Below are 23,558 nucleotides of genomic sequence, written 5' to 3'. Positions count from 1 at the left end.
CGCTCTTCGCACCTGCTTCGATCAACTCCCGCATCGCTTCGAGCCGCGAATTCAGTTCAACGCCGGAAGCGATTCTCGTCGATTCGAAGCCAACGTGCACATCTTTAGGCAGAAGCCGAGAAGGGAGGTCGAAGCGACTCAGTGTGGCGCCGGAGGCAATGGATCAAGAGGCCGCTAAACCTTTGAGCCTCGTCGCCCAGAAAACAAAGAAATCACGAGCATCACCAAGAACACGAAAAAGAGTATCCGCGCGGCTTCCATCGCGACGCCCGATAGACCGAACATGCCGAAGGCGCTGGCAAGCAAAGCGATCACGAGAAAAATCAAAGCATAACGCAACATAACGACCTCTTTTCGACTTAGGCGTAGTTAGAGACGGGTGGTTAAGCGCGCGACTTCGCACTGAGAGGAGCAAAAACCGCACACCGCGACTTTCAAAGGGTGCGGCTGCTATTTCACTTACGGGCACTTTCATCTGCGATGCCTCACGTCGTCATGGAACCAACGCAAGCGATGTGCCGAAGCGACTCCTTGGCAAAAGGATTTGCGTGAACAGTTCAAGAGCAAGTGATCGAGTCGCCTCAGCAACGAGGAAGGCTTCGGCACTTGCGATGCTCGTGCGCCGGCCGCGACTTATGCAAGCGATCATGTCCGCCGATCGGCTACCGGCTGCTCCAGCTACGAGGCTGTTCCACCGCATCTACCAAGCCGTGCCGGTTGCGCAAGGTCATGACGGCCCGACGATCGATCGAGGCTTGGCGGGCCCGGCCCAAGTCCTCTTCTATCAGATGCCCTCGTTGCTTGCGAACTTCTTGTTCGTGACCGGCGACGCCATCGCGTACCGATACGAATGTGTAGGTCACTCCGGTAGCGGTGAGATTGAGCGCGAGGTGTCTTTTCGAGTGCTATCGGCTAGACTCATGCGATTAAGCCGTTTCGGCATCATTTTTTAGCGCAGATTACTGCAATGTGATCGAGCGCGCCTACGAGGTGTTCCCATGGAGTTCGACCGACCTCGGATCCGAACCGAACTCCAGCGTTTGGACTGGGCTCGCGGGCTTCCAGAGCAAGTGATTCAAGACATCGCCGCCTCGGGTGAGTTGATCGAGTTCCAGCCGGGACAGGTCGTCATCGAAATAGATGCGGAGATCAATCACGTTTACTTCGTCGTCACCGGACGACTGGCGGGCTCGCTCTTCGACCGCATCGGCAAACAAATCCGTCACGATGTTTTCGGTCGCGGCTCCGTTGTGGGACTATTCTCCGTCCTGTTGCCCGACCGGTCGCATTTGCGGGTCGAAGCCCTTGAGCAGTCGACCGTCGTACGGTTGACCTTGGACGAGCTCCTCCGACTGTCGTCCAAGCATGCCGAGTTTCAACTCACGATGTTTCGCGTCGCGGCCGGCATCGTGAAACAGTTGGTGACGGTCGACCGCGACCTTCCTAAACCGACCGTCGTCGGAGTCGTTCATCACTCCGTCGCCAGCCGCTCGATAACGGGCCGCTTGGTACGACGGTTGCAACAACTCGGCGAATCGCCGTGCGTGGCGGGTGATGACGAAGCAGGAAAGTTCGAGGAGGGCGTTCCGCACCGACTTCTCTACGAGAACGACGTGTTCGTCGGTCAAGAGGGGGTCAATCGAATTCTGAAAGAGTGGGCGTCGTACGGGCGCATATTCGTCGACCTCGGCGCCGGTCGCTCGTTCGACGAACTCAATCGAGCGATGAGTTACTCCGATATCGTGCTGTGGTGCATCCAGCCGCAAGATGCGACGACCGCCGTGCGGCAGTTGCAGGCCCTGCAGGCGTCTTCGCCGCGATTGCGCGAAAAGGTTCGCATCGTGTGGATCCTCGATTGCGACGCTCCGGCACCTCCGAATGTCGCGGAACTCGATGAGTTGGCGTCCCGCGACTTCAAGACGTATTCAGGCAAGCCGCAGCCGAATCAGGGCCGCCTGCTGCAGCAGGGCATCGAACGAATCGTCCATCACTTACGCGGCGTGCAAATCGGCTTGGCACTGGGCGGAGGAGCCGCGCGCGGCATGGCCCATTTGGGCGTGCTCGATGCATTGGAGCGGAACGGAATCTTCGTCGACATGCTGGCGGGCACCAGCGCGGGGGCGATGACGGGAACTCTCTACGCTTCAGGCATGAGCCCGGAACACGCAACTCGATCGTTCATGAAAGACTTGCTGCCTTCGTGGTTATTTAGGCAGCTTCCCGCCGGCGGGTACTGGTATCTGCTCTATAAGTACCGGTGCAACAAATTCGATCCGATGTTGCGCAAATACTTGCACGACCTGCGAATGCAGCAGTTGGTCATTCCTATGTACACGGTGGCCGTCGACTTGGTCGAGGGAATTCCGCTCGTGCGAGACGCAGGCGATGCCGTGCATAATATCCTAGAGAGCATCAACTTGGCCCCGCTCTCGCTGCCGATCGTGCGCTCCGAACAAGCGGTCGTTGACGGCGGCTTACTCAATAACGTTCCGGCGAACGTCTTAGTCGCCAAAGGGTGCAACTTCGTCATCGCGTCGACCGTGTCCGCGAAACTAGAAAAAGATTTTATGGGTATCCGCAGCAAGCGAACCGGAGCCGTGAGCAAAGCCTTCTCGACGATTCAAGTGATCATGCGGCAAACCATGATCCAGAACCACAGCATGAACGCGGTCGGAGTCGAACCGGCCGATTGCGTCATCGCGCCCGACGTGACATCGTTCGACCTCTCGGAGTTCACCCGTGCCGACGAAATGGCCGTCATCGGCGGACAAGCGACCGAAGGGGCGATCGACCGACTCAAAGGGATGCTTACCAAACTCGACCCGAAATTGTTCGCCGCCAATCACGCTCCGAGCGTGAGCTCTCGCTGAAACGAGGGAGAATGTGCGCGCCGAATACATCTTGAGCAGGCGAGCGGGCGGCGATCACGCGAAAAGATCCTAAAAAGCCACTTGCCGTCGAGCGTGATCGTTCTTCGCAACGGTATCGGCCGATCAACGACGCCACTCCGCCTTTCAGGAGGCTTGTCGTTCACGTCTCTTCGACAAAGACCTCCAAATTCCCTGCGCGCACCGCCTGCAACAACACTTCGTAGTCGCGCTCCGTTTGATCGGCATAGGCATGCGAGAAATCGGCGATCGCTTCATCGAACTTATCGCCGTCACCGAGATACCCGCTGATTTTCGCGGGTTCGCCGGAGCGAGCGTGAGCATGAGCCAAGGTCCGGCCGCACAACTCGGCGTACTCCAGCATCACTCCGGGCGTGAAGACCTCGACCATCGGCTTGATTTTCATATCCTTGAGTTGGCGAATGTAGAAATGCCGACCGGCTTCTCCTTCAGTCCAACCCAGGAACAAATCGCTGGCCGATTGCATCATTCGACAGCCGTGTACGATGCGCTCGCCGTCGTTCGCATGCCGACTCTTGCCTGCGTACTTTTCGAGGACTGAAGGGCGCGCCTGTTTGAACTGCAAGAACAGAGGATCGTGCTCACTCGCCATCAGCAAAATGATGCCGCAGTAAGTTCCGACGCTGCCTACGCCGACTACTTTGATGGCGAAGTCCAAGAGCTTGAAACGATCGAGCAGCAGACGCCGATCTTCTTGCATCGTCTCTCGATAGCGGGCAAAGGCCTTTCGGACGTTGACCATTTGCTCTTCGTGCCCCATCTCGCGCGGATGATAGATCAGCGGCGGATTGTCTCTGATTTCCGGGGCCAGACCGGCGGTGGTGGTGAGTTCCGGAAACTCGTGTTCCAACACGCTCCGCTGCCGGGCTTTCTCCAGGCGCTTTTCGAAACGCTTGCGAGCTTCTTCGTCGCGGATCGTCGGGATCAGATCTTCCGCGTCGATGTTGGCATACCACACGTCGAGGGTCGGCATTTCCGCGTATTCCGCCATCGACTCGCGATAGGAACGGACACAGTTCAACACGGCATCGCGGGCCGTGTCTTCGCTGAAGCCGTCGTCGCGGCAAGCCAGCACGAAACTGGCGGCCAAACGCTTGACGTCCCATTCCCAGGGTGCCGGCAAGGTCTCGTCGAGATCGTTGATGTCGAAGATCACACGGCGCTCGGGCGTCGCATACGCACCGAAATTCATGAGATGACAGTCGCCGCAGGCCTGAACGCGAAGGCCGGTCGAGGGAGTGCCTGCCAGGTCGGCGGCCATGTTCAGCGCCGCACCACGAAAGAACGTGAACGGCGACCTCATCATACGGCCATGACGAACCGGGATCAGTTGGGGGATGCGTCCCGCGTTCGACTCCAGCATCAAGTCGACGGGATCCGCGCGATGGTCCAGCGCCTCCCAAGACGCGTGCGCCTGACGAGGGCATTTTTCGCGCAGGCTTTTGCCCATCGCATAAAGCTCCTCCAGCGTCGGATGTGATTTAAGCGAGGGACTGGTCTCAAGCGGACGCTCGGCTTCGTCTCCCTCGCGTGCCGCTGTTTTGCGCGACTTTGCCACAGTGGTGCCTCTTCATGGTGGTGTTGTTTCGTCTTCAACCAGTGTAGTTCGCGGCTGGCTAGAAGCCATTGACCGGTGGAACAATCGTCAACTGTTTTGCGGCCGGCTCTCTCGAGAATCTCGATCGGCCGGTTCTCAATTTTTGGATGGAGCTCCGACGGCCCGATTGTCTTTCAATTGCGCTGATTCCGGCGGGGAATCAGTCAAAACGAAAGTCTGACTCAGAGCCCCACCACGAGGCCGTCGCGTTGCAATGTCGATCGTCGGATTGGGAGCGTTGATCTTGCGAATTCAATCGCTGTCGCTGCCGCACTTCTCAGAAGTCAATTCTCGCTCGTAACCCGACAAGCAACGCCGTCTCCGCTCGGTCGCGAAACGGAGTGATCGTCTGCAGATCCGGTGTGATCCGGCACCAAGGCGTTAGTGCCACGTTGTAGTACAGTTCGATGCCGTGCTCGTCTCGCAACGGCAGCAAAAGAGGAGCTAGGTTTTTCAAGGAGTCGCTCACTCCTAAGTAGAAATATGCGAAGCCGAAGGAATCGCCTTTTCGTCCCGCGATCCCACCGGTCCCGCTGAGTCCGGCACTGGCGAGCCATCGAGCGGGGCTTGGGTTGTCGTCCGCGATGCCGAAGTTGCCGAACAGGCCCCACATTTGATTCGGGTCTTCGGGTGAGACGTAAAACGCTTGATCGAAGTTGTATGCCGAACACCAAGAGCCTGTCCGTGGAGCGGATGCAACGATCAGGCCCGCAATCGGATCGAGGTAGGCCGTCGGTGTTAGGTCTGTATAGGTGCCGGTGCTGTAGGTTCCCGAAATCCCCTGGTGACCGGGTAGGTCGAAGAAGTTCGTTGACGCATTAAGTTCCGCGTAGATCGTCACGCCGTTGTCGAGGAAGGTGTTGAAGCCGCCGACGGTCGTCGTATCGTTCGTGTCGTAGACGGTCACCGAAAACACCGACTCGTCGTCTTTCAGATAAGCGAACCCCGCACCGAACGTCGAGTACGGGACGGTGCGCGCAAACACGGGGTTGTAGAGCATCGCTATGTTTTGAAAGCCGTTGAAGTTGTCGGCTCCGGTCAGCGGTTGCTCGGAACCGTCCATCGTATTGAGCTTGCCGGCGAAGACCTGAAAAGCTTCCGAAAACGACTGCGTGAACGTGACATTGGTCAGAGCGGTGACTGTCCCGCTCGGCAGCGGAAACGCCGACATCAGATTCGGTGCCATAAGCGTTCCGGCAATCGAGTTCACCGATTCGCCGTAGCGGGTTTCGGCGTGCAGCGTCACCGCGAGGCCGCTCCAGAGCCCGACCTTCTCTCCGTCGACATTCAAGAAGTAGTCATTGCGTCCGCCGTATTGAAATGCCTGCTCCAATCCACCGGTCGCGACGCCTTGATAGAATTGCGTCGTGCTGACATCGAGCGTGACGCCGCCGGCCCGCAAATCGGCACGCCGTCCGCCCCAATCGCCGGCGAGCTTGGATCGCTCGCTCATGGATCCGCGGAAAGGTAAAGCGGAGTCATCGAGTACCGGCTCATTCGTGCGATCGAACCCGACACGCTGCACAGACGAAACTCGCAGGTTACCGTGCGACGTCGTTGATCCGTTCGGGTCGTGCGTCGTCTGAGCCCGAGCTAACGGGGCGATTGCGACGGCGATCAACAGTGCGACGACGACGCGACTTGAGCGGCGAATGAGAATCGAGAATGCTCGCATGATGCGGGCTCCCAGCCCGCGCGTCGCGTCGGATTAATTGCAATCCGCTACCCAAGCCCTAGCTCGAACAAAGAACTAGTTATCGGTATCATCGGCGATTACCGACTGCTAGCTTGAACGCCGGCAGCCTCGCAGTCGACGGGAAAGTGACTGATCGGATGCCGCCGCAACGTGTCTCAAGCCGGCCCGAGCGATCTCAAGCGAGGCGAAAATGACGACATGAAACCGCTTCTTAATGAATTTCGCCGGAACCCTCTACTGTGGCTCTTAGCGTTCGTCCCCATCGTGTTCGGAGCGGCGAAGTTCCGGCCCGACTCGCACACGTCGCTTTTCTTGCTCTCGGTATGTGCCATCGTGCCGCTGGCAGCGCTGCTGAGTCGCGCTACGGAGTCCGTGGCGGCGAAGACGGGCGACTCCGTCGGCGGATTACTCAACGCGACTTTGGGAAACCTGACGGAACTGGTCATCGCGCTCGCCGCCTTGCGTGCGGGCCAGTACGCATTGGTCAAGTCGTCGGTAGCCGGTGCGATCGTCACCAATACGCTGTTCGTGCTGGGCATGTCTTTTTTTCTCGGCGGACTAAAGCATCATGTTCAGGAATACAATCGCGCTAACGCCCGACTGCTGGCGGGCATGCTGTTTCTGGCGACGATCGCGTTGATGATTCCGTCGGCGATTTCCCATGCCGACACGAGGTCGGCTGCATTCAGCGAGAAGCTGAGCTTGGGTTTGGCCTTGCTGCTCATCATCACCTACGGCCTGGGAATGTTGTTTTCACTGAAGACTCACCGAGAGTTTTTTGCAAGCGCCGAGCACGGCGAACAAGAAGACGAAGCTTGGCCGATGGGCCTGGCCCTAAGCACGTTGGCCGGTGTAACGTTGCTGGTCGCGCTTGTGAGTGAAATCTTCGTCGAGTCCGTTCAGAAGGCGGCCGAGGCATTCGGGATGACGCCGGCATTCGTCGGGTTCATCGTCGTGGCGATCGTCGGCGGTGCGGCGGAGATGGGGGCGGCTTTCGGAGGCGCGCGAAAGAATCGGCTTGATCTGAGTGTGGGAATCGCCTTAGGTAGCGCATCGCAGATCGCTCTGTTCGTCGCCCCGGCGCTCGTATTGCTTAGTTATGTCGTCGGACCGACCCCGATGGACTTGCAATTCTGGCCCGGCGCTGTGGTGATGATTCTAGTAGCCACGATGACCGCCGCATTAGTCACCAATAGCGGCCGTTCGGCGTGGTTCGTCGGCATTCTGCTACTGATGGTTTATCTGATTTTCGCCATGACGCTCTATCTCATGCCACCGCACGTCCAGTGAAAGAGCCGGCGCTTCGGCATCGAGACCACGCAGTAGCTCGCGAAACTTATGCTCAAAGAATCCGCGAAAAAGAACAAACGCGTGCTCGAACCGAGCGATAGGATCGCCGAGGTGCTGTTCGGCTTGATCATGGTTCTCACGTTCACGGGTTCGCTGAGCGTCGCCGAAGCCGACCGAATGGAAGTCCGGACCATGCTCATCGGTGCGCTCGGGTGCAATTTCGTCTGGGGGATCATCGACGGCATTCTGTATCTCATGAGTTGCCTCTCCGAAACGGGACGCAACCTGGCGGTGTTTCGCGCGGTGCGCAGCGCGAAGAATCCACAAGACGCACGGCGGCTGATCACGGAAGCCTTGCCACCTGTGGTCGCCTCGATCTTGCAGCCGGCGGAACTCGAAACGATGCATCAACGGCTGCAGCGGCTTCCGGAGCCGCCGGACACGGCGCGCTTGGATCGGGAAGACTGGTTCGGCGCGCTCGGCGTGTTTCTCTTGGTAAGCCTGTCAACTTTTCCGGTGGCGCTCCCGTTTCTTTTCATCGGCAATGCCGAGGTCGCACTGCGAATCTCGAACGTCGTTGCGATCCTGCTGCTGTTCTTGACAGGATTAGCTTATGGAAAGTGCGTCGGGCGCCGACCGTGGCTGATCGGCATTTCGATGATCGCTCTAGGATGCTTTCTCGTCGCACTTGCCATGGCGTTGGGAGGATGAGGCGGCGCCTTGGCCTTTTTCGGGGCTAACGGTGCTTCGGCTCGCTTCGTCGCCCGTGAATATTTCGCTCCACGTACTCTTCGAATTACCCATAGCGTGAATGCGCGTTCGGGCCGTGCAAGCGCGCCCATAGATGTGCGTTATGGCGCGCACTGAGGAAGTAAGCGAGCCTCCGACGACGAAATCGAGACCGTGCCGAACCTCGTCGAGGGGACTTATTGATCGGACGCTGCCTGACGATTCGACGGCTATTTGCGCATCGGTTTCGAAGGGTTTGACGGCGATGACAGGATTCTCCGGCTTCTCGGCGACGGATAACCGGCGGAGAATCTGTGAATCACGCACCGCGGCACTCGACTTGCGGATGGAACGGCATTCGTCTCGTCTGTGAATATGCGAACGACTGAAGGGATCGTCGCGCTTCGGAGCACACCTCTCATCTCGTCCGACTAATTGATAACCGTGTCGGAGAGCGAAAGCGCGCTCGCGATCCCGATGGAGCGAACTATGCTGAAGGATCCCAAGCGAATGCCGTCCGTAATCTTCGTCGATCGGTCGCAACGGCAATGGGTCGTCCTTGATCGTGAGGGGAACTATTGGACCCTGCCCTCGACTCAAGACGCCTGGGAGCATCGGCAGCCGTTTGAAATTACGGAGACGACCGATTTGCAACCAATCCCCGGGCACTATAAACATTTACTTGGTCTGCCAACTTAGAGCATCGCAGGGAATGCCATGACCGCCGAACAACGACGTCTCGATGAGGCTGGAGAGAAGAGTGCCCCTTGGAAAAAGTGGGGCCCCTATTTGAGCGAGCGGCAATGGGGAACGGTGCGCGAAGACTATAGCGAAGGGGGCGACGCCTGGAACTACTTCACGCACGACCAGGCGCGCTCGCGCGCTTATCGTTGGGGTGAAGACGGCTTGGCCGGAATCTCCGACGATCAACAGCGACTCTGCTTTGCGCTTGCCCTTTGGAACGGCAACGATCCGATCATTAAGGAGCGGCTGTTCGGCCTGACCAACGGTGAGAGCAACCACGGCGAAGACGTCAAGGAATATTACTTCTACCTCGACAGTACGCCGACGCACTCGTACATGAAGTACCTCTACAAGTATCCGCAGGCCGCTTATCCATACGAAGACTTGGTCAATACGAGCCGCAGGCGCGGACGCAACGAGATGGAATACGAACTGCTCGACACGGGCGTGTTCGACGACGACCGGTACTTCGACGTCTTCGTCGAATATGCCAAAGCGTCGCCCGAAGACATTCTCGTTCAAGTCACCGTTCACAATCGGGGACCGGAAGCGGCCGAATTGCACCTCTTGCCGACGCTCTGGTTTCGCAATCAATGGTCATGGCACGGTGCTCCCGATCGTCCTCGGCTACGGGTAGCAGAGGGGGCCGGCGCGAACGTCGTTCAGGCGATTGATCCGGTTTTAGGTTCACGCTATCTCTACTGCGAAGGCGACGTCGAACTGCTCTTCACGGAAAACGAAACGAACACTCAGCAAATCTTCGGCGTCGCGAATCGGACTCCGTACGTGAAAGATGGAATCAACAATTACATCGTCCACGGCAAGCAAGATGCCGTGAACCCGGAGAAGGAGGGAACCAAGGTCGCGGCGCACTCTCGTTTGACCGTCGGAGCCGGAGAAAGCAAGACTGTTCGGCTTCGTCTCAGTGCGAGCGCTCCGATACCGACGGCACCGAAGAACGGGAAAGCTTCCGACCTATTCGCACAGTTTGATGACATCGTAAAAACCCGTCGCGAAGAGGCCGACGAGTTCTACGCTGCGATCACGCCGAAGTCGCTCAATGCGGATCAAGCCGACCTTATGCGGCAGGCGCTGGCCGGCATGCTCTGGAGCAAACAGTTCTACCACTACGACGTCGACAAGTGGCTGGAGGAACGAGGGTCCGATCCGTTCAAGGCGACGCGTAAGGCGGCCCCTCGCAATGAGCATTGGCACCACATGTACAACGGCGACATCATCTCGATGCCCGACAAGTGGGAGTATCCCTGGTACGCCGCTTGGGACTTGGCGTTCCACGTCATCGCGCTGACGCTCGTCGACGCCGACTTCGGCAAGCAGCAACTCAAGCTGATGTTGCGCGAGCGCTACATGCATCCCAACGGCCAGATGCCGGCCTACGAGTGGAACTTCGGCGACGTCAACCCGCCGGTGCACGCTTGGTCGACGATCTTCACCTATCGCTTGGAAAGGGCCCAGAAGGGAGAGGGAGACCGCGAATGGCTCAAGAGCTGCTTTCAAAAGTTGCTCTTGAATTTCACTTGGTGGGTCAATCGTAAGGACCGCTCCGGACGAAACGTCTTCGAAGGAGGCTTCCTCGGGCTCGACAACATCGGCGTGTTCGACCGCAGCGCACCGCTGCCGACCGGCGGCTATCTCGAACAAGCCGACGGGACCGCTTGGATGGCGCTCTTCTGTCAGAACATGCTTGAGATCGCCGTAGAGCTAACGCTGACCGATCCGGAATATGTGGAGATGTCGCTGAAATTCACGGAACACTTCCTCTGGATCGCCTCGTCGATGGGGCACATGGGCGGCGACACGGGAATGTGGGACGAGGAAGACGGGTTCTTTTACGATGTGCTTCGGTTACCCGACGGCAGCTCGCAGCGCTTGAAGGTGCGATCGATGGTCGGACTCTTGCCGCTCTGCGCGGCGACTTCGTTCGATGGTGAGGCGATGAGGAAGTACCCGGAAGTGGGCGAACGGCTTCGTTGGTTCCTCGAAGCGCGGCCCGAGTTGCGAGAAGAGATTCACGACCCTCTCAAGCCCGGCGTCAATGGTCGCCGGCTCGCCTCGATTCTCGATGAAACCAAACTCCGCCGCGTGCTGGCGAAGATGCTCGACGAAAACGAATTCCTCAGTGAGTTCGGCATTCGCTCGTTGTCGCGCATCCATGCGGAGCATCCGTACGTCATCCAAGCCGGCGGACAAGAGTACCGCGTATCGTACTTGCCGGCGGAATCCGACTCCGGAATGTTCGGCGGCAACTCGAATTGGCGCGGCCCGATCTGGATGCCGGTTAACACGCTGATCGTGCGAGCGCTGTTGCAATATTACAACTACTACGGCGACGATTTCACCGTGGAGTGCCCGACGGGCTCGGGCCGGCAGATGACGTTGTATCAAGTGTCGGAAGAGATCGCGCGCCGCAACGCCGCCATCTTCCTCAAAGACGAGGTCGGCCGGCGCCCCGTGTTCGGCGGCACCGAAAAGTTCCAGCACGATCCGCACTGGCGCGACTGCCTCCAGTTCTTCGAATACTTCCACGGCGACAACGGCGCCGGCCTCGGCGCCAACCACCAGACCGGCTGGACCGGTGTGGTCGCTCGCTCGCTGCATCTCTTCGCGACGATGAGCCCCGAAACATTACTGGGAGGGGGCAAGAAAGCGTACTTCGAAGCCCACAAGCCCGACTCCGAAACGACTCCGGTGGCGAGTCGGTGAGTCGACTTGGTAGGCGATTTTGCATTCTGCGAAATCCAATCGACGGGGAAGGGCGATGGCTATCTTTGCAGTCTTGGATCGTTTGCCGCTTTGGGGATCGTTCGTCTCCGTGATTGCGATCGTTCTGGTTTCGATCGAACTCGGCTATCGCTTCGGCAGGCGTCGGCGTCGTACTTCCGTTGAGGAAAAGGAAGCGCCGGTCGGAGAGATCATCGCCGCCACCTTGGGGCTGTTGGCGTTCATCCTTGCGTTTACGTTCGGCCTCGCGGCTTCTCGTTTCGATGCTCGCAGGCAGATCGTCGTGGAGGAAGCCAACGCGATCGGCACGACGTATCTCCGCGCCGGCCTGCTTCCCGACGGACATGGTTCGATCGTGCGCAAGCTGTTGACCGAGTATGTCGACGAACGTCTCGAAGCGGTTCGAACCGGTGACGTCGAACGAGTTCTTCGTCGTTCCGACGAGTTGCACAAGGCGCTGTGGACAGAGGCGGAGGCGGTCGGGAAAAGCCACTCGAATTCGATCGTCGTCGGGCTGTTTATCGAGTCTCTCAACGAGACGATCGATATCCACGCGAAACGAATTCTCGTCGGTCTGCAGAGTCGCCTCCCGGGCGTTCTGTGGGCGACGTTGTATCTCGTTACGATGTTGACGATGGCGGGCGTCGGCTATCGCGAAGGGCTTTCAAAATCCAATCGCTCGCCGGCGATCATCGTGCTGGTGTTGGCCTTCGCCGCTACGATTACGCTCGTAGCCGATCTTGATCGCCCGCAAGAGGGAATGTTGACGGTCAATCAACAGGCGATGACCGACTTGCGGAAAACGATGAACGACGCCCCCTGAACCGAAACATCGCAGCGAGAAAGAGCATGTCCGGACCTCGGTATCCTTTGCTGTATCAGATCAATACGCGAGTTTGGTTGACGGAACTCGCGCGAAAGCTGGGCCGATCGGCGACGCTCGACGACATTCCGGACGCGGAGTTGGATCGTCTAGCGCAAAAAGGTTTCGACTGGATCTGGCTGCTGAGCGTTTGGCAAACCGGACCGGGCGCGCAACAAGTCTCGTGTGCCAATCCCGAATGGCGACGCGAGTTTCACGAGACGCTTCCGGACCTGCGCGAAGAAGACATCGCCGGTTCGGGTTTCGCGATCACCGGCTACACCGTTCACGAAAACCTCGGCGGCGATGCAGCCCTGGCGCGCCTTCGCGTGCGGCTCCGCGCACGCGGCCTCAAGCTCATGCTCGACTTCGTCCCCAATCATATGGGTCTCGGTCATCCGTGGGTTGAAGAACACCCTGACTACTTTATTTGCGGATCCGAACTGGATCTCGCTCATGCACCGCAGAACTATACCTGGGTCAAGCGCAAAAGCGGCGACCTTCTGCTGGCCTACGGACGTGATCCCTATTTTTCCGGCTGGCCCGACACCTTACAGCTCAACTACGCAAACCCCGCGCTACAAGCAGCGATGATCGGTGAGTTGCTCAAGATCTCCGCTCAGTGCGACGGCGTACGCTGCGACATGGCGATGCTTGTGTTGCCCGACGTGTTCGAGCGCACTTGGGGAGCGCGCGCTCCGTTGTTCTGGCCGACGGCGACGAAGCGCGTGCGCGAGCGTGTCTCCGACTTCGTCTTCATGGCGGAAGTTTACTGGGACATGGAGTGGACGCTGCAGCAACAAGGCTTCGATTACGCCTACGACAAGCGACTCTATGATCGCCTGCGTGAAGGCCATGCTCGTCCGGTGCGCGAACATTTTTGCGCCGGGCTCGACTATCAAGACAAATTAGCGAGGTTCCTAGAAAACCACGACGAACCGCGTGCCGCCGCGACCTTTGCGCCCGAAGTTCATCAGGCTGCGGCCGTGCTGACGTTTCTCTCGCCTGGGCTCCGATTCTTTCATCAGGGACAATTTGAAGGTCGTCTCAAACGGATATCACCGCATTTGGTTCGCGGCCCCGACGAGCCGAAGAATGAGACGTCGGCGGCCTTTTACGACGGCTTGCTGAAGGTTTTGCAGCTGCCGACCTTGCGCAACGGCCGATGGGAATTGCTTGAATGCACGCCGGGGTGGGACGGCAACTGGACGAACGACTGCTTTATCGCCTTCGGCTGGGAGGGAGCAGGCGGAGAGCGAATACTCGTGATCGTGAACTACGCTTCCAATCGAAGCCAATGTCATGTTCGACTGCCGTATGCCGATCTCGCCGGCAAAAAATGGCTGTTGCAGGACCAACTAAGCCCCGCCGGATATGAGTGGAACGGCGACGATCTGCAGCGATCCGGGCTCTTCGTAGATCATGCTCCCTGGCAGGCTTCGGTGTTTTGCCTTTCAAACATGGTCGACGGAAAAAAATAGCGTCGTTCGCCGGCGGCCTGCACCACCGTTAAATTCGGTAAACTTTCGATTTTTCCGTCGTAACCATAGGAGCGAACCGAGGGAAAGATACAGAGAGTTCTTTACCGACGAGGCCCATTGAGCGGTCACAGGGAGACGATCGTGGGGAGGTTTCGGCGCGGCGACAATCGCAGTCTTCGAATTCTCGCTGCCGCATTGTCGTTGCTCGTTTCCGGAACGATCTTGGCCGCCGAGGAAATCGAATCATCGAATCTCGAATTCGCCTCCCGATACGCGTTGAGCCCGGCGGATCCCGTCTACGCACCGTCGCGGCCGCCGGCTCCCGCCTCATCTTACGCAGGCGACTTCCGATCGAGGGCCCATCTGACCGGTGACCGGCTAGGTGCAAGAAGCAGCCTAGCGAACACGGGCGTGACGTTCTTCGGCGATCTCACTCAGTACTATCAAGGCGTCGCCGCCGGCGGTCTCGCACGGCGATTCGAGTATGGCGGTCGCGGCGACTACTTACTCGATCTCGACTCCGAGAAAATGGGCTTGTGGCAGGGAGGCAAACTCGATCTCCGCGGCGAGACGCGACTGGGCACGGACTGCAACGGCATCGACGGCTCGTTCGCACCGTCGAACTTTGCGATGGCGCTCCCGTTGCCGAACCGAGACCTAACGACACTCACCGGTCTGCAGTACACGCAAGATCTCTCGGAAAACGTCTCCGTATTCTTCGGAAAGCTCAACTTGCTCGACGGTACTCCCGCGGCCTATACCCGAGGCTTGCGATTGAACTATTTCATGAACGCGGCGATGCAATCGAACCTGAGCCGGTCGTATTTGATTCCCAGCACCCTCGGAACGGGCTTTACGATTCGGGACGAAGTGGAGCCGGTGTTCAATTTCTATCTCCTCGACACCCACTACACTCCGACAACCAGCGGGCTTTCGACTTTGTTTTCCAACGGCGTGGTGCTCTATAGTGAATACCGGAAGAGGACAAGCCGATTCGGTCTGCCCGGGCATAGCGCAGTGGGCTTCCTGTACTCCACGGCGACTCGGACCGCCCTCGATACCGATCCTTACTTAGTGCTCGATACGATCCTCTCCGGAGGAACGCTTCCGACGGAGAACTCAGCCTGGACTGCGACCTATCGCTTCGATCAGGTGATCTACGCCGATCCTGAAAATCCGAATCGCAAATGGACTCTCAATAGCGACGTCGGCCTCACGGATGGAAATCCGAATCCGATTCGCTGGTTCGGCAATTTGACGCTCGTGGGAACGAGCCCGCTTCGCGCGCGTGAGAATGATACGTTCGGACTGGGCTACTACCATCTCGGAGTCAGTCACCTGCCGATCCTCAAGCTCCACGGCATCGGAGCGGAGGATGGCGTGGAGTTGTTCTACAATGCCGCCGTGACACCCTGGTTTCACATCACGCCCGACTTGCAGATTCTGGATCCCGCCCAATCGCACAATGCGACGGCGCTCGTCGTCGGTCTCAGGGCTAGACTGTCGTTCTAAGAGAGGTGGGCCGAAGGAAAAATCGGACTTCCTCCGGAGCGATTTCATTTCGAAGGATATTTGCCGAGTCAGGTAACTGCAACGGTTCGAACCTATCGCGGACGGGCACGATGAGCCGATCGACGACGGAAACTCGCCACTCCTCGGCCACGCCCCGAGCCGTGGCGATCAGCGGCATTCTTTTCGCGTCGCTTTATATCGCGTGCTTGGTTCTCGTTCGACTGGCTGTCCCGGCCGATCCCGCTGATCCCGGCGTCTGGCTTACCGACGACGCCATGCGAGGTTGGATTCGCCTAGCGCTGAACCTCGTTCCGTTTGCAGGGCTTGCGTTTCTCTGGTTCATGGCGGTGCTGCGAGATCGCATCGGCTTGCTTGAAGATCGGCTCCTCGCGACGGTCTTTCTCGGCAGCGGACTAATGTTCGTCGCCATGCTTTTCATCGCCGTGTCCGTTTCGCGCGGCATGCTCGATGCGTTCGGAGCCGACGGCAGACTGCCGAGCGACAGTGATGCCTATCGAGTCGCCCGCGGAACGGCCCATGCGTTGATGCAGACGTTCGGGCTGAGAATGGCCGCCGTGTTTATGTTCGTCACCTCGACGATCGGACTCCGTACGGCCGTGTTCTCGCGTTGGATTTCCTATCTCGGCTTCGGGAGCGGACTGGTGCTGTTGCTGGTCGTCTCGGATTTCGCTTGGCTCGCACTGGTCTTTCCGGCCTGGGTGCTCACGATCAGCGCCTATCTCCTGGTCGCCGGTTCCCCGACTCCATCCACCGCTTCGCGTTGATCGCGACCTTGTTTCCGAGCTTCGTCACGTCAAACGCGTTAGCAAGACCGTCATGTCGTCGTGCTGTTTTCCGCCTGTAAAGCGACGGACGGCATCGAGAATCCCTTGAGCTTGCTCCGCGGCCGAGCGATCGGCCAGCCGAGCGATCGTTTGAAAAATGCGATCTCGCCCGAAGTTCCCGCCGTCCTCAGCAAAGCTCTCTTCGATGCCATCCGTCATCAAGAGGATGAAGTCTCCCGGCTCGACCGCCGCTTCTCCAACGGTATAGCCCGCGTCTTCGAGCCAGCCTAGCGGCGGACCGGTGCTGATCAGTTGGCTTTTCAACTCTCCTCGATGCGACAGAATGTATCCGACATGGCCGGCTCCCGCATAGCGAAAGCGACGTTCGGCGACGAGCAACTGTCCGACGAACAGAGTCACGAACCGTCCTTCGGCTAAGTCCTCCAGCAGCAGCTGATTGACGTGCGTCAGCAATTCACCTAGGTCGTGATAGGTTCGGCTCAGCGCTCGGAGATAAGATTTCGCCGCGACCGACACCAGCGCCGCGGCGAAGCCGTGGCCGCTGGCGTCGCCGATCATCAGCGTGGCTTCTCCTTCACGCGGGACGACGCAGTCGAGAAAGTCGCCGCCGGCGGCGTCGGCGAAGCGCGTGGCACCACCGATCTCGCAGCCCTTCGTTTGAGGAAAGAACCGCGGCAGCATCGCCTCCTGAACGATCTTCGCAGCGGTGACTTCCCGCTCCATGTGCTTACGAATCGTGATGTCGGCGATCGCCGCGACGACGTAGGTCCCGGCATTGGTATGAATCGGCGTGAGCCCGATCTCGACCGGAAACTCGCGCCCCTGGCGATCGACGGCTCGTACTTCGCGCCCGACTCCCATGACCCGTGCATGCGGCTCTCGAACGTATGCCTGGAGCAGGTCCGGGTGTCTTTCACGATACGACTTCGGAATCAACACCTCGACCGGCAAGCCGATCAGCTCTTGCTCGGAATAACCGAACAATTGCGTGGCCTGCCGATTGACGAACGACAACGTTCCGCGGGCATCGACGGCGAGAATCGCGAGCGGAGCGCCTTGCAAAAACGAGAAAGCTAGGTCATCCGAGGATTTGATCGGCTGAATCATCGTGAGTTGTTTCGCATACTCTGGATCGAGGTCATTGAGCGTTGTAGCAAGCGGGTGCGATGACCGGCGCCGCCCGGCGCTGCACGCAATCGCCGACGCCGAGCGCCTGCGCGACCCAATCGTGTGCGACGGTCGGGGCGAACGGGTGTCGCGCGGCGATGATCCGTACTAAGTGCAGGCTCGCGTCCATACCGAAGTTTTGAAGTTCATTGTATCCCGGTCGGGGCAGGTAAGGGTCGAGATCGGTCACGGCGTGAATGCAATTGCTGATATAGGTCGAGCGCGGTCCCGTATCGGGATCGACGCACTTGTAGAGAACACAGCCGCTGTTGAGCCGGGCTACTTGCTTGCCGACGCGCTCGTATAAGATCTCACCCCGTTCGGGCTTCATCTCATAAGGCCCCCACATCGCGACGCACTCACCTTTGCACACGCTATCGCGGATCGTCGCCTGCAGACCGAGATTGACGCCGCGCTCGGCCCGCAGCGCGAGCGGCCGAATCACTAGGTTGGCCGGCATCCAGGAGATCGTCTTCGACTCGAGCGTATAGGCTTCTTCGTCGCCGGGTTCAGCGGCCGCCTTTACGACGGTTGCCCAAGTGTGCGTATAGCGAGCTCGCTTCGGCACCGATTCGGAGCCGAAAATCATGACGAAGTAACGATCGCCGGCCGAAGCTTCGGCCGTGAGCGAGAGAACGATCGAGAGCACGATCAATCGAATGTAAGTGGACATATCCACCTTTTCTAAGATGCCGCTACGGGAAATCGTCGGAAGCGACGGCGGACAAGCTAAGCTCGTGCTTCAATAACATCATAGGATGTCGACACGGTAGTGCTTGCCGATATTTTCGAGATGGCTTGAATCAAGAATCAATCGACGCACGCAACTCTTGCCATTCAAATATCGTGACGTCGCATGTCTCCGGCGGATCGAACCATCTTCATTCATTCCGTCGGTATTCCGGTAGCCGAGTTCCCGCAATCGGAGTGAGGCTCAGAACGGCAATTGTCGGACTTCACCAGGGGCACGACCCTTCGCTTCAGCTCCATTCGGTTGTGTCACGGGGGCCGGCGTTCCCGAGCACTTCGGTGTTCGTGACGTGTGCGAAAGGGCTCGCTTCCCTGCGCCGCTTCGCCCACATCCGAGAGCGAGGCGTGCGGCCGTCTCCAGACTCTCCAACGCATCTTTTGAAAGGATTCGCTCGGCTTCACGGCGGCATCCAACGAATCGCATAAGTCACCGAAATCGCTTGCGACGGACTAGCGACATCGATCTACGGCAAATGGTGATTCTTCGGAAGCCGGTTCATTGTCGCGACGTCCATCTGATTCCTGACACCGCTTTCTCAGAGCGGCGCGTTAAATGCAATGCGGTACGTCCGGCATAAGAGGCTAAAGGCGGAACAATTCGGCGCGAATCAGCAAATCAAAGAGGCGTTTGTGCCCGAGAGGTTTCAAAGTTCCGGTCAATCATCGGCGGCGGACGAGTTCGGCGGCAGGTTCCATCAATTCAAGGTCGATGTAACGCAATCGAAACAAACCATGCTGAATCAGGAGTTTCCGAAATGAAACGATTTCTTTTGTGTCTGCTCGCCCTCTCATGCCCCTTGGCAAGCAAATCCTGGGGACAAGAGCCGATTCAGCTCCCCGCGGACGAAGTTGCCATTCGCAAGACCGTAGCCGCCTATGTGGAGGCCTACAACAAGCACGACGCTCCGGCGCTGGCCGACCTCTGGTCGCCGGATGCCGTGTACACGAACCGCTTGACCGGCGAAGAAGTCGTCGGCCGCTTGGCGATCGCCGAGCAATTTACGGCGATCTTCAAAGCTCAGCCGGACTTAAAGTTGGAGGTGAATCCGGAGTCGATCCGACTCCTCTCCCCGAATGCGGCGGTCGAGTATGGAACGGTTAAGCTCCTGGCACCAAAGGAAGAAGCTGAAACGTTGAAATACACGGCCGTCTACGTCAAACGCGACGACAAGTGGCTGCTCGACCGGGTGACCGACGACACTGAGGAGCAACAATCGCCGTCGCATTACGAGCAACTCAAGGCGCTCGAATGGATGGTTGGCGATTGGGTCGACGAAGACGACAAGGCTCGCATCGAAACCGAAGTCAAATGGACGAAGAATCGAAACTTCCTAACGCGTTCGTTCTCGATCACCGTCGGTGATCGCGTCGACATGTCGGGAATGCAGATCATCGGCTGGGATGCTTCCGCAAAGGCGATTCGCTCGTGGGCCTTCGACTCCGACGGCGGCTTCGTCGAGGCCACTTGGGCTTATAAGCAAGACCGTTGGTTCGTTCGCAATAAGGGAATACTGGCGGACGGCCGGTCCGCGTCCGCTGTCAACGTGATCAAGCCCTTGAATGCCGACTCATTCACGTGGCAGACGATCGAGCGCACCGCAGGCGGCGAACTACTCCCCAACGTCGATGAAGTTCGAATCGTCCGTAAATGAGCATCGACCGACGCAGCCGATCCAAGCGACACCCCCACTCAACTCAAGCAGACAAAACCATGAAACGAATCCTTCTCCTCTCGATGGTCGCCGGGGCGCTACTCTACTTTACGGATCATGAACTCTTCGCTCGCGGCGGCGGCGGTCGCGGCGGAGGTGGTGGAGGTCGAGCGGGTGGCGGTGGGGGAGGCGGCATGTCGCGTCCCAGCGGTGGCGGGGGCGGAGGAGGCCGCTCGCCCTCGTTAGGTGGCGGAGGCGCACGGCCGAGTCCCGGTGGAGGAATGACGTCGGGCGGCGCACGGCCCGGTGGCGGTTCCACGGCGCGGCCTGGAACTGGAGCCATCGGTGCGCCGCGACCATCGACCGGTGCTCGTCCCGGTGGAGCCGGAGCGGGGATCGCCGCCGGCGGCCGTCCCTCCGCAGGTCAACTGAACAGCTTTCTCGACATCCCACGCCCCTCAACGGGTGCCATCGGTGGCGGCGCTGTGAATCGCCCGGCCGGGGGCGGTGCGGCAGCCGACTTCCTGCGCGACTCCGGACCGGGCCGCGCCTCGACGTTACCGGCCGGCGGCGCGGGGGCGGGGACTCTTCCCGGCATCGGCTCAGGCGCTGGAGCGGGAATCGCTGCGCGTCCCGGCGTGAACGGCGGTCAGAACCTTGGCCAGAATCTCGGGCAGAACCGGCCGAATCGAGTCGAGAACCGCCAGGAGTTGCAACAGAACCGACAAGGGCGGCGAGACGAGGTGCGCAACCAAGTCACCGAGAATCACCCGCGGCTCGACTTCTGGAGCGATCATCCGAACTGGGCCGCGTGGCGCGTCAATCGCCCTTATCGCTGGGCCACATGGGCGGCGCTCGGCGGATGGGTCGGCTACGGATCGAGCGAACCCGCCTCGTATAGCTACGGCGAAAACGTCTACTACCAAGACGACGCCGTCTACAACGGCGACCAACAGGTCGCGACTGCCGAAGAGTATGCTCAGCAAGCCGACGCGATCGCCGCAGCCGCGCCTCAAACGAAGCCGGAAGATTCCGAGTGGATGCCGTTGGGCGTGTTCGCGATCACGCAAGACGGACAGAAGACCGGTAGCGAGCCGTCGTTGTTCGCGCAACTCGTCGTGAGCAAGGAAGGCGTGATCTCGGGTACGCTGAGCAACAAAACGACGAACGAGACTCAGACACTCGAAGGGATGATCGACAAGCCGAGCCAGCGCGCCGCGTGGGGCGTTAAAGGTAAGCAACGACCGATCATGGAAACGGGCATCGGCAACCTCACGCAGGACACGGCACCCGCTCTCGTTCACTTCGCCGACGGACAAACGCAGCAGTTGCTGCTTGTGAGGCTCGAAGAACCTCAACCGCCGAAGTAGCCGTACGACTTGGAAACGAGGTTTATGCTCGTGCATCGCGAGGCGAGCTTCGAGCGACATTACGCCGGCGAACGAGACCATACTATAGGTTTCGTTCGCCGGCTCTCGCAGCGAGCGGACGACGCGGGCTCGCCGGAGAATGTTATCGTCGATCAATCAGATTCATATCTCAAGAGGTTTGAAGCGATATCATGAATCTTCGCTTGCGGGAGGCCGTGTCCGCTGCTGAAGCGGTCGAAAGACTTCAAAGCGGTATGAACGTGTTCGTACACGGCGCCGCTGCGACACCGACCCCGTTGCTCGAAGCGCTCTGCCTACGAAAGGATCTAACTGGGCTGAGGCTCTATCACATGCATACGGCCGGTCCCGCGCCGTTCGTCGATCCGTCGTGCGCCGAGCGAATGACGTCGGTGTCGCTATTCACGGGTGAACCGGTGCGACAAGCCGTTCAGAATGGCCAAGCGGATTTCATTCCGGTGTTCTTGTCGGACATACCGAACCTGTTTCTCAGCGGCCGTATTCGCTTGGATGCTGCATTGCTGCAAGTCTCGCCTCCGGATCGGCATGGATTCTGTTCATTAGGGACATCGGTCGACGTAGCCCGAGCCGCCGCCGATTGCGCGCCGTTACTGATTGCCGAAGTCAATCGGCAAATGCCGCGGACCCATGGGCACAGCACGGTTCCGTTCAAATCGTTAGCCGCTTGGATCGCGACCGATCGGCCGCTCCATGAACACGCTCCGTCGGTCGAGACGCCGGTCGAGGCGGCGGTCGGCGAGCAGATCGCTAAGCTGATCGAAGATGGAGCCACGCTTCAAACCGGCATCGGCGCGATTCCCGACGCAGTCCTTTCACGTCTCGGCAACAAGCATGAGTTGGGCATCCATTCGGAGATGTTCTCCGATCGCGTCGTGGATCTTGTCGAGGGCGGAGTCATCACGAATCGTCGCAAACGAATCTATCCCGGCCAGACCGTGACCAGCTTCGTCATGGGGACGCGGCGATTGTTCGACTTCGTCGACGATAACCCCGAAGTCGCCTTCTATCCCGCCGACATCACGAACGACACGAACCTGTTGCGTAAGATCGACCGGCTGGTCGCCATCAATTCCGCGTTGCAGATCGATCTGACGGGCCAGGTCTGCGCGGATTCGTTGGGCCATCGGATTTATTCAGGGATCGGCGGTCAGATGGATTTCATGCGAGGAGCCGCTTTGTCTCCCGGCGGACTCGCGATCATCGCCCTACCGTCGACGGCCAAGAAAGGCCGTGTATCGCGAATCGTCGCCGAGCTCTCACCGGGAGCAGGAGTCGTGACGACGCGCGGGCATGTGCATTGGGTCGTCACGGAATACGGGGCGGTCGACTTGCATGGGCTGTCGTTGAAGCAGCGCGGCGACGCACTGATCGGAATCGCTCATCCGGACTTTCGGGCGGAGCTGCGCCGGCAACTCGGCGCCATCCGTCATTACTCCGGTCCCTCTTACTGATCAGCGTTTTCACAAACGTTCCGCTTTGCGAAGGGAGCCGTTCGGCGTCGCGCATACACTGTACGCCGGACGTTTTCGACCATCGGGCGCGAAAGCATGCGTCGCCGATGTCAGACGCTCAATTCAGCCGGCTCAATGGCTGATTCGGTTGGGCGCGATGGCGACTGGCGCGGTCGTGGCGGTCCGTCGTACCACGGGCAACGACTGGATTCCGAGACCGGACAAGAGCCAATCCGACTCATGCGGAACTGGGAGCCGGTTGACTTATCCACAACTCGCTTAAGCGATCGTCCCGAACTAGTGTTCGATCGCGATCCGACTCTACCGGCATCGCGTCATTGATTGAGTTGGCCGATGTAGGGAGGCGCGCCGATTCGGAATCGCCATCGGTTCGGCCGCGAACAGTCTCATCGAGGCCGATACGGCGCGACCCCGCGGATCGCCGTCGCAATGTCTCGTGGTCAACCGCGATCGATATCGCGCGTCGACCATGCGCCTAAATTCAAGGCGATTTCGCGTCAAGATCTATGAGAGCGCCGCTTAGCTCTTCGAACTTCCTCGTCCATTCTTCGCGGTGCGATGTCCGAACCGATCTCTGGAGTCGCTGTAGATTCCTTCCCTTGTCTGCGACGTAGCAACATGGAATCCGATAACCTCGAGGGCCCTCTAGTGCTCACCATTCCCCGTTCCGTTCTGACCTGCCCCCACGCGTGATACCAAGTGTTGCGTTAGTTTCTTCAAGAATCAAGCTTGGTCTTTTC

At 59.1% G+C, this 23,558-nt stretch carries 16 protein-coding genes; 11 read left to right on the top strand and 5 right to left on the bottom strand.

Features of this window, described 5'->3' with window-relative positions:
- Nucleotides 1–174: 174 nt before the first annotated feature.
- The gene (locus tag K8U03_25395; protein ID MCE9608234.1) at nt 175–342 is read right to left on the bottom strand and encodes a DUF1328 domain-containing protein; all 168 of its coding nucleotides are present in this window, start codon (nt 340–342) and stop codon (nt 175–177) included.
- Between the two features lie 656 nt (nt 343–998).
- On the opposite strand from K8U03_25395, the gene K8U03_25390 reads away from it, so the two are divergent.
- Nucleotides 999–2,870, top strand: coding sequence for a patatin-like phospholipase family protein (locus K8U03_25390; GenBank protein MCE9608233.1), 1,872 nt, complete (start codon nt 999–1,001; stop codon nt 2,868–2,870).
- A gap of 160 nt (nt 2,871–3,030) precedes the next feature.
- Here the strand turns inward: K8U03_25390 and K8U03_25385 are convergent, their stop codons facing one another.
- Together K8U03_25385 and K8U03_25380 are read right to left on the bottom strand one after the other, a co-directional pair.
- Complete coding sequence (locus tag K8U03_25385) at nt 3,031–4,359, bottom strand: DUF2252 domain-containing protein (protein MCE9608232.1); 1,329 nt, start codon at nt 4,357–4,359, stop codon at nt 3,031–3,033.
- 424 nt (nt 4,360–4,783) lie between these two features.
- Nucleotides 4,784–5,959, bottom strand: coding sequence for a carbohydrate porin (locus K8U03_25380; protein ID MCE9608231.1), 1,176 nt, complete (start codon nt 5,957–5,959; stop codon nt 4,784–4,786).
- 441 nt (nt 5,960–6,400) lie between these two features.
- Here K8U03_25380 and cax point away from each other — a divergent pair, with 441 nt between their 5' ends.
- The 7 genes from cax (at nt 6,401) to K8U03_25345 (ending at nt 16,347) form a co-directional block, all read left to right on the top strand.
- Entirely contained in the window at nt 6,401–7,492 is a 1,092-nt protein-coding gene (gene cax / locus K8U03_25375; GenBank protein MCE9608230.1) for a calcium/proton exchanger, read from the top strand.
- A 48-nt stretch (nt 7,493–7,540) separates the two neighbouring features.
- On the top strand, nt 7,541–8,203 hold the full coding sequence (locus K8U03_25370; GenBank protein MCE9608229.1) for a VIT1/CCC1 transporter family protein: 663 nt from the start codon (nt 7,541–7,543) through the stop codon (nt 8,201–8,203).
- A gap of 735 nt (nt 8,204–8,938) precedes the next feature.
- A complete protein-coding gene (locus K8U03_25365) occupies nt 8,939–11,689 on the top strand; it encodes a glucosidase (GenBank protein MCE9608228.1) in 2,751 nt (916 codons plus the stop codon).
- 55 nt (nt 11,690–11,744) lie between these two features.
- Nucleotides 11,745–12,530, top strand: coding sequence for a DUF4239 domain-containing protein (locus tag K8U03_25360; protein ID MCE9608227.1), 786 nt, complete (start codon nt 11,745–11,747; stop codon nt 12,528–12,530).
- A 26-nt stretch (nt 12,531–12,556) separates the two neighbouring features.
- Entirely contained in the window at nt 12,557–14,050 is a 1,494-nt protein-coding gene (locus K8U03_25355; GenBank protein MCE9608226.1) for an alpha-amylase, read from the top strand.
- A 411-nt stretch (nt 14,051–14,461) separates the two neighbouring features.
- The gene (locus tag K8U03_25350) at nt 14,462–15,562 is read left to right on the top strand and encodes a carbohydrate porin (protein MCE9608225.1); all 1,101 of its coding nucleotides are present in this window, start codon (nt 14,462–14,464) and stop codon (nt 15,560–15,562) included.
- Between the two features lie 110 nt (nt 15,563–15,672).
- The gene (locus K8U03_25345) at nt 15,673–16,347 is read left to right on the top strand and encodes a hypothetical protein (protein ID MCE9608224.1); all 675 of its coding nucleotides are present in this window, start codon (nt 15,673–15,675) and stop codon (nt 16,345–16,347) included.
- Nucleotides 16,348–16,371: 24 nt separating this feature from the next.
- On the opposite strand, the gene K8U03_25340 is transcribed toward K8U03_25345, so the two are convergent.
- Together K8U03_25340 and K8U03_25335 are read right to left on the bottom strand one after the other, a co-directional pair.
- Nucleotides 16,372–17,475 carry a SpoIIE family protein phosphatase gene (locus tag K8U03_25340; GenBank protein ID MCE9608223.1) on the bottom strand — a complete coding sequence of 368 codons (1,104 nt, stop codon included), beginning with the start codon at nt 17,473–17,475 and terminating at the stop codon, nt 16,372–16,374.
- A 31-nt stretch (nt 17,476–17,506) separates the two neighbouring features.
- Nucleotides 17,507–18,208 carry a hypothetical protein gene (locus K8U03_25335; protein ID MCE9608222.1) on the bottom strand — a complete coding sequence of 234 codons (702 nt, stop codon included), beginning with the start codon at nt 18,206–18,208 and terminating at the stop codon, nt 17,507–17,509.
- 832 nt (nt 18,209–19,040) lie between these two features.
- Here K8U03_25335 and K8U03_25330 point away from each other — a divergent pair.
- From K8U03_25330 to K8U03_25320, 3 genes are all read left to right on the top strand, one after another.
- A complete protein-coding gene (locus K8U03_25330; protein ID MCE9608221.1) occupies nt 19,041–19,937 on the top strand; it encodes an SgcJ/EcaC family oxidoreductase in 897 nt (298 codons plus the stop codon).
- Nucleotides 19,938–19,996: 59 nt separating this feature from the next.
- Nucleotides 19,997–21,307 (top strand): hypothetical protein, encoded by a 1,311-nt coding sequence (locus K8U03_25325; GenBank protein MCE9608220.1) that lies wholly within the window; start codon nt 19,997–19,999, stop codon nt 21,305–21,307.
- A 191-nt stretch (nt 21,308–21,498) separates the two neighbouring features.
- The gene (locus K8U03_25320) at nt 21,499–22,797 is read left to right on the top strand and encodes a 4-hydroxybutyrate CoA-transferase (protein ID MCE9608219.1); all 1,299 of its coding nucleotides are present in this window, start codon (nt 21,499–21,501) and stop codon (nt 22,795–22,797) included.
- Nucleotides 22,798–23,558: the final 761 nt, after the last annotated feature.

The organism is Planctomycetia bacterium (assembly GCA_021413845.1).
GTDB lineage: Bacteria > Planctomycetota > Planctomycetia > Pirellulales > PNKZ01 > PNKZ01.
Note: the sequence above shows the minus strand (reverse complement) of the source record. Positions and strands in the feature narration are given on the sequence as shown.